This window comes from Novacetimonas hansenii JCM 7643 (genome assembly GCF_000964405.1).
GTDB classification, from domain to species: Bacteria; Pseudomonadota; Alphaproteobacteria; order Acetobacterales; family Acetobacteraceae; genus Novacetimonas; species Novacetimonas hansenii.
Window position 1 is genome coordinate 1 of record NZ_BANE01000131.1, and the last position, 7,441, is coordinate 7,441.

8 protein-coding genes are annotated in these 7,441 nt (G+C 61.3%); 2 read left to right on the forward strand and 6 right to left on the reverse strand.

Translation table 11 applies throughout. The features are described 5' to 3' along the window. The 4 genes from phoU to pstC all read right to left on the reverse strand — a co-directional run. The coding region (gene phoU, locus B7G66_RS09990) for a phosphate signaling complex protein PhoU (RefSeq protein WP_048859154.1) at positions 1 to 554 on the reverse strand (554 nt) is incomplete at its 3' end. 17 nt (positions 555 to 571) lie between these two features. Beyond that, positions 572 to 1,375: a phosphate ABC transporter ATP-binding protein PstB gene (gene pstB, locus B7G66_RS09995; RefSeq protein WP_003621506.1), complete on the reverse strand. Its 804-nt coding sequence runs from the start codon at positions 1,373 to 1,375 to the stop codon at positions 572 to 574. Beyond that, a complete protein-coding gene (gene pstA / locus B7G66_RS10000; protein ID WP_040512685.1) occupies positions 1,375 to 2,271 on the reverse strand; it encodes a phosphate ABC transporter permease PstA in 897 nt (298 codons plus the stop codon). The genes pstB and pstA overlap by 1 nt, the downstream gene beginning before the upstream one ends. 48 nt (positions 2,272 to 2,319) lie before the next feature. Beyond that, entirely contained in the window at positions 2,320 to 3,285 is a 966-nt protein-coding gene (pstC, locus tag B7G66_RS10005) for a phosphate ABC transporter permease subunit PstC (RefSeq protein ID WP_048859155.1), read from the reverse strand. A 235-nt stretch (positions 3,286 to 3,520) separates the two neighbouring features. On the opposite strand from pstC, the gene B7G66_RS10010 reads away from it, so the two are divergent. Next, on the forward strand, positions 3,521 to 3,748 hold the full coding sequence (locus B7G66_RS10010; protein WP_003621501.1) for a hypothetical protein: 228 nt from the start codon (positions 3,521 to 3,523) through the stop codon (positions 3,746 to 3,748). A 79-nt stretch (positions 3,749 to 3,827) separates the two neighbouring features. On the opposite strand, the gene B7G66_RS10015 is transcribed toward B7G66_RS10010, so the two are convergent. Next, positions 3,828 to 5,852, reverse strand: a complete 2,025-nt coding sequence (locus tag B7G66_RS10015; protein ID WP_003621499.1) for an FUSC family protein — start codon at positions 5,850 to 5,852, stop codon at positions 3,828 to 3,830. A 246-nt stretch (positions 5,853 to 6,098) separates the two neighbouring features. Here B7G66_RS10015 and B7G66_RS17365 point away from each other — a divergent pair, with 246 nt between their 5' ends. After that, complete coding sequence (locus tag B7G66_RS17365; protein WP_141313078.1) at positions 6,099 to 6,353, forward strand: hypothetical protein; 255 nt, start codon at positions 6,099 to 6,101, stop codon at positions 6,351 to 6,353. 19 nt (positions 6,354 to 6,372) lie between these two features. Here the strand turns inward: B7G66_RS17365 and B7G66_RS10020 are convergent, their stop codons facing one another. Continuing rightward, complete coding sequence (locus B7G66_RS10020; RefSeq protein WP_003621494.1) at positions 6,373 to 7,275, reverse strand: LysR family transcriptional regulator; 903 nt, start codon at positions 7,273 to 7,275, stop codon at positions 6,373 to 6,375. Positions 7,276 to 7,441: the final 166 nt, after the last annotated feature.

Consider the following 7,441-nt stretch of genomic DNA (forward strand, 5'->3'; position numbering starts at 1 on the left):
CCGATATTGCGCGGGTCCTCCATCATATATGTCACCAGTTCGCGGAACATGGAGACATAGAGTTCGTCCACCGCCATATCCGACTGCCAGACCTCCCGCGCCAGATCGGGGTCACGCCGGTCCATCGCATCAATGGTGCGACGCAGGTTTTCCTGCACCAGACGCCCCATGCTGCGCAAACCGGTGACTGACACGGGATAGGACAGCAGTTCCCCACGCAGCGCACGGCGCGCGATCGACGCCGCACAGTCGCCGATACGTTCAAGATCACCCGAGATCTTGAGCGCGGAAACCACTTCGCGCAGGTCGCCCGCCATCGGCGCACGCAGCGCCAGCAGACGGATCACCAGTGCCTCTGTCTGGCGTTCAAGGTCATCGACCTTGGGGTCAAGTTCGGGGGCCTCCATGGCTGCTTCTTCGTCATGATCCACAACGGCGGCGATCGCCTGTGATGTCTGACGTTCGACAAGGCCACCCATCTGGCTGATGAGGGAGCGCAGGTGTTCGAGTTCCTGCTCGTAGCTATGAACCGTATGCGCTGATTCGTTCGGCATGCTCGATATTTCCTGTATCAGCCAAAGCGGCCCGTGATGTAATCCTGTGTCTGCTTCTTGTGGGGTGCGGTGAACATCTGGTCGGCGGTATCGACCTCCACCAGTTCCCCCATATAGAAAAATGCAACCCGGTCTGCGCAACGTGCCGCCTGCTGCAGGTTGTGCGTCACGATGGCGATGGAGAAATCACGCTTGAGTTCATCAAGCAGTTCCTCGATCCGTGCAGTGGAAATCGGGTCAAGCGCACTGGTCGGTTCATCCAGCAGGATGACTTCGGGGCGGGTGGCGATGGTGCGCGCGATGCACAGGCGCTGCTGCTGCCCACCTGACAGGGCGGCCGCGGATGCCCCCAGACGGTCGCGCACCTCCGGCCACAGCGCCACGCGCTTGAGCACATCTTCCACGCGCTGGTCCATGTCAGAACGTGACAGCCGTTCATGCAGGCGCACGCCAAAGGCAATGTTGTCATATATGGACATCGGAAACGGTGTTGGTTTTTGGAACACCATGCCAATGCGCGAACGCAGGACATTCACATCCACGCCCGGCGCGATGATGTTGCGACCATCGAACATCACCTCCCCCGTTGCGCGCTGCCCCGGGTAAAGGTCATACATCCGGTTGAGGATACGCAGCAGGGTCGATTTTCCGCATCCCGACGGGCCGATCATGCCAGTCACCTGGCGTTCGGGGAAATCAAGCGAAATCCCCTTGAGCGCATGATTGGTCCCATACCAGAAATCAAGGTTGCGTATGGACAGCGCGGGCGGCGCGACATCCGTGACCCCACGGGCCACATCATCCATGACAATCGTATTCATTATTTTACGGATCCATTACGCAAGAGCCACCAGCGGGCAAGGATGCTGGTCGCAAGGACAGCGGCGGTAATCAGCAGGGCGCCAGTCCACGCCATCTGTACCCAGTCATCATAGGCCGATCCCGCATACTGGTAGATCGTGACGGGAAGGCTGGCCATCGGGGCATTCAGGCTGGTGGACCAGTTGAGGTTCCCAAGCGACGTGAACAGCAACGGCGCGGTTTCACCCGAAATACGCGCCAGCGCCAGCAGCACGCCGGTCATGATGCCACCACGCGCGGCACGCAGGCAAACGCTGAGGATCACGCGCCATGATGGCGCACCCAGCGCATAGGCCGCCTCACGCATGGCGCGCGGGACAAGGCGCAACATGTCCTCGGTCGTGCGCACCACGACGGGAATGAACAGGATCGTCAGGGCGAACATGCCCGCCCATCCCGAAAAATGCCCCGCCGGTTCGACAAAGATCAGATAGACGAACAGGCCGACAAGGATGGAGGGCACCGAAAGCATCATGTCCGAGACAAACCGCACAAGCGAGACGATACGCCCATCGCACGAAAACTCTGACAGATACACGCCCGCCATCATGCCAAGCGGCGTGCCGATCAGGGCGGCAAGGCCCGTCTGTTCCAGGCTGCCGACGATGGCGTTGGCCAGGCCGCCACCCGTTCCGGGGGCCGCCGTGCTGTGGGTAAAGGTCGGCAGCGACAGCCCCGCCCCGCCGCGCACGATCAGCGTCCAGAGGATGGAAAACAGCAGATATACGACCACGACGGTCGCAACGATGCACGCAACGCCCACGGCGCGGTCCGTGATGCGGCGGCGGATGGCCTGCGCCCCGCCACGCTGCCACCCGCCGGTGGCGGGGGCGACAGGGGGGCTGGCCGGTGTCATGGCCTGTGTGCTGGTCGGGTTCTGGGCCGACATGGCGTCACCCTTTCCTTATTCCGCAGCGCCGCGACGCAGGAAAATGCGCGAGCAGGCCAGCGTAATGAACGAAATGATCATCAGGATCGCGCCAAGCGCCAGCAGCGCCGACAGTTTCAGGCTGCCGGCCGGGCTTTCGGGGAATTCCAGCGCGATCAGCGATGCGATCGTATTGCCGGGCGCAAACAGCGACCATCCCATATGGTTGGCATTGCCGATAACGAAGGTCACGGCCATCGTCTCCCCCAGCGCACGGCCGGTACCCAGCATGATCCCGCCCATCACCGCCTGACGTGACCATGGCACGACGACCTTGCGCATCACTTCCCACCGGGTGGCGCCAAGGCCAAAGGCACTTTCCTTCAGCACGGCGGGGATGGAGGTGAAGACATCACTCATCACCGAACAGATGAACGGCGTGACCATCAGCGCCAGCACGACCCCACCCGTCAGCAGCCCGGTGCCATAGGGCGCGCCACTGAACAGCAGCCCGACCCCCGGCACATGACCCAGCATATGCTTGGTCGCGGGTTCGACATGATGGGCCATGAACGGCACGACAATGAAAAAGCCCCACATGCCAAAGATGATCGACGGCACGGCGGCCAGAAGCTGCACGGCGGTTTCAATCACGCGCGCCAGTGCGGGCGGCGCCATTTCCACCAGCCAGAAGGCCACCCCGAACGCGAATGGCACGGCAAAGACAAGGGCCACGAGCGTAGTCACCAGGGTGCCGAAGATGGACGTCGCCGCCCCGAAATGCTGCGTTACCGGATCCCATGCGGTGCTGGTGAAAAACTGCGGGCCGAAATTGGCCAGCGCGCGCCAGCCACCGGCGACAAGGACAATGATGATCCCGGCCATGACCAGAAGTATGAGCCAGCCCGCCATGCGCGCGACCAGCCCGAACACAATGTCACCACGCCGATCCGACACTGCCGTATCCTTGGTGGTTTCATCCGAAATTGTGGTAGGAGCCATGTATTGCGCCATGTCTTTTCCTGATATGCGTAACGCATCTTCAGGGTTAGACAATGACAACGTGCAGGATCAATAATAATCCTTCAACACATATGTTAAGTTTTTATGACAGCCCACCTGCCTCTACTGTCATGCAAAGTTCATTTATTTCGTCTTGCCCGTAACCCGTTCCATCCGGCATAGCGGGCGCGAATGCACGATATGTGCACATAAAGACAAAGACAGCAGGCAGGACATGTTTGAATCCAGCATCGTTGAAATCAACGGGATCACCTTGGGCGTCGTCTTGCGCGACCACCGTGACGGGCCGTGCAGTTTCCGCGCCCTGCATGAACGCACCATCCAGATGAACGGCCGCAGCTATGCCACGATGGAGGATGCGCGCGCCCATGCCCGCAGCCTGATGCGCATGGGAAATGCCTGCCGCCCGATGCCCGAAGCCGCCTGTGGGCTGCATGCCTGAACATCAGGGGTGGAATTCCTGAAAATTCCCGACACACCGCCATTTGTAGACAGGCGGCGTGCCGGGGGGCTTTTTATTTTCATGATGTCACCTTGCCCACGGGTGTAAGCAGCATACGCACCAGATACAGGCACGACAGCACGACCTGACGCTGCTGCATGGCCTGTGGCGTTGCGGGAACCTGTTGTGCGACCCGCCCCTCGATCATCCGCAAGGTGCCATGCTCGCCCGCCCGCCCCTGATGCCAACGCCGCATGAACAGCGCCAGCGCCTGCCGTGTGGCGGGGGGCAGGTCATTGCGGCGTGCGACATCACGCAATGCAATCACACTCAAGCCCAGCGTCATCGCCCGTAACTGCGCCCGCATGTACTCTTCGACCATGTCCGGTGGCACGGTGGCGGAATTGCGCAATATCCGCACAAGGCTGCCCGCGCAGGCCGCCAGCCATTGATGTGCGGAGGCATGTTCCCGCCCCGCGCCCAGCCCCCGCAGGCGACGTGCGGTCCATGCCGCCGTACGGCGCATGTGGGAATCGATACGGAACGGCACGATGATGCGATAGGTCAGGATCGCGAACAGGATGCTGCACAAAAACGCCAGCGTCCCGTTCAGGAACGCCGCCTCGTCAATGCGTCCCTGGTTCATTGGGCCAACCAGCACCGGCAGGAACATGTTGAATGAAAATGCATATCCCGCCGTCGCTGCATTACGCGCGGCAAGGCCACCGATGGTCATGGGCACCAGCAATGCCAGCACCAGCATTTCCGGTGCGGTCATTGCGGGAATGACCCAGAACGCCAGCACCGTGCCCACACCCGCGCAGTACAGTCCCCCCTTGAAAAACGGCGTGCCCGCGATGACCGGATTTTCACGTGTCGCCAGCAGGCCATACACCAGCGCGAGGAAGGAAATGAACGCCGCCCCCTGCCGCCATGCCGTGACCTCCCACACCAGCCATGCGCCAAGAATGGCGCAGGACGCACGCACGCCATTTTCCAGCGCCTCCACCGCATGGCGACGGGAAACGACGCGAAAGCGGAAACGGTCATGGCGCACGGGATGGTCACTGGCATGGATTTCGGACAGGACATGCCCCACCTGCGCCAGGAGTTCCATGAACAGGGCGGCCATGGCCGGATGCGCCGCCGTCGCCTGCCGGTCACGCCAGATGGCCTGCAGGCGCGCAACCCCCGCCCGCGTCCCCCCACCAGCACGCAGCACCGCGCACAGTTCGCGCCTATATTCCCACGCGTCATGGCCCGCATCCGGCGCATGTATCCCCCCCGCCAGCAACAGCGACACCCCGCGCGCCCGCGCCAGCAGGCCCAGCATCGCCGCAAGGGCGGCACGCGCATGGTCCCCGGTCCGGCTGCCGGGTTCGAGTTCAAGCTCGCTGAACTCCACCTGACTGTTGAAGGCCACCAGTTCCCCCAACGTCGCCCCCATCGCGGTGGACGGGACCTCCCCCTCCAGCAGGTCCGCCACCGTGCGCGTCGTATTGCCGAACGCCACCATCAGGCGCGTATGCAATGCCTGGCGCGCATGGGGGGCGACAGAGGGCATGAACACGATCGCCAGCGTCGCCTCGCACACCACGCCCAACACGATATAGCTGGTGCGCGCCACGCTGATATCGAACACATGGTCGGGTTCCAGGATCGCGCCGGTTGCGATGATGGCCGATGTGAAACCCGTCAGCACCAGCCCATAGGCCCGGTAATTGTCCAGCAACGTCGCCCCCGCGCAACACAGGCCGATCCATGCCGCCAGCGCACAGAAAAACAGGCCCGGCGCCTGTGGAAATGCCGCAATCAGCGCCATGGCGGCGACAGAGCCCACCAACGTCCCCCCCACACGCCACCGCGCCTTCGCCAGACTTTCCCCGCGTGAGGACTGCGCTACCACCCACACCGTCAGCGGTGCCCATTGCGGGCTGTCGAGTTCCATCCACATCGCGATCAGCAGCGACAGGATCGCGGCGAACGCCGTACGCAGGGCAAAGGCGAAATCCGCCAGCGAAGGGGCATACAGCCACGACAGCCTGCGCACAAAAGGCGGCAGGAGGGCGGAAAACGTGTCGGGATCGTGGGCGCGCGCGGTCATGGCGTGGGCACCATGCAAATCCGCCCCCGCATGGGTCCAATCGTTTGTCGTGATGATATGATAAGGAGGGATTATGAAAGCCGGATTCGCCGCACCTTGCGAAACCTGATGGCAAAGACCTGACCACGGCCCTTCAGAAAGCTACCTGAAAAAACAGCATCAGTATCATGCCGGAATTAGAGGCTGTTTGAACAGTCAGTCTCAATAACATACTTAAATTATAAATGTTCTTTAGTGACGCATTCCGTGAAAATCTTCAGAAGACACCGCCTTTTTCGGTCAAAAGGCGGCACCCAAAAGCTTTTCTTTTTTATCAATGATTTTTTCAAACACTCTCTTCTGGAAATTTCCGGTAAAGATTTTCAAGGCGGCTTTGGGGAAGGCAGCCTCCAGAAATCCCATAATTCCCGTGGGCTTCTTTCCAAACAGTCTTTACGTGGCACCATGACGGGCGGCATCACCCTGATGGGGCCGGAAACCTTTCTGCCTCATTCTTTCTGACGACAAAAGACCCTTTCCCTTACACACAAAACACATCATCGGTCCGCAAGCGCATGCATACCTCCCAAACACGCGCCAGGACGGCGGACGGGTTGGGCTGGCGCAGGCGCACGATCGCCACCTCCGGCGCGACACAGGGCACGATGGGACAGGTGCGCAGGCCCGCACCGCCCACGACCTCCGGCAGGGCCGCAACCGGCAGGATGCTGCACAGGCGACCCGCGCGCAGTTCGGAATGCAGCAGGCTGATGGAATCCGTCTCCAGCATGATGGTCGGGGTGACACCGGCCTCACGAAAGCCGGCATCAATGATCTGGCGGCTGCGCAGGTTGCGTGTAAACAGGCACAGCGGAATGGACGCGACCTCCGCCCAGTCACATTCGGACCGGTCAGGCACGGGGGCCGACAGCGCACCCGCCAGCACATACTGTTCCGCATAAAGTGGCCGCACATCGAACGCGCCCCCCAGCGGGACCTGATCGAGATAGGTTACACCCAACTGCACCTCATGTTCGCGCAACATACGCGCGATTTCGCCTGCCGCGGCGGAGCGGACTTCCTGATGCAGGCTGGGGATGGCGGTGCGGAAGCTTTCCAGCAGCAACGGAATGGTCAGCAGCGCAGGCGGCATCACCGCAACCGACAGCGACCCGCCCGATATGTCCTGTGCGAACGCGGCCTCCTGCTTTAACCCGTCAAGCGCCGCAAGCGTCTGCTTGGCCCATGCCAGCACCCGCCGCCCCTCCTCCGTCAGGCCAAGGAAGCGGCGGTTGCGATGGATGACACACACACCCAGTTCGTTTTCAAGCTGCCTGATCCCTGCCGACAATGCGGGCTGCGATACACCGCAATGTTCCGCCGCACGGGAAAAGTGGCGGAAACGATCAAGGGCGATCAGGTAGGTCAACTGGCGCAGGAACACGGCATATCCGTCAGGTCAGGGGCAATGCCCCCGTTTTATAGAAGGTGCCTGTTTGAGGACAGCCAAGAGAAGTTCCAGATGCCACCCTTTCCCTTAAGAAGCTGTTTGACAAGTCAGACAAGATAACATCCTGAAATCATAAAGGTTTTTGGTGAAGCTTTTTCTA

What these genes read in the sequence shown, in the direction of transcription:
- B7G66_RS10010 (WP_003621501.1), top strand. Translation starts at nt 3,521, where the DNA reads ATGTTTGAATCCAGCATCGTTGAAATCAACGGGATCACCTTGGGCGTC.
- pstC (WP_048859155.1), bottom strand. Translation starts at nt 3,285, where the DNA reads ATGGCTCCTACCACAATTTCGGATGAAACCACCAAGGATACGGCAGTG.
- B7G66_RS10015 (WP_003621499.1), bottom strand. Translation starts at nt 5,852, where the DNA reads ATGACCGCGCGCGCCCACGATCCCGACACGTTTTCCGCCCTCCTGCCG.
- pstA (WP_040512685.1), bottom strand. Translation starts at nt 2,271, where the DNA reads ATGACACCGGCCAGCCCCCCTGTCGCCCCCGCCACCGGCGGGTGGCAG.
- pstB (WP_003621506.1), bottom strand. Translation starts at nt 1,375, where the DNA reads ATGAATACGATTGTCATGGATGATGTGGCCCGTGGGGTCACGGATGTC.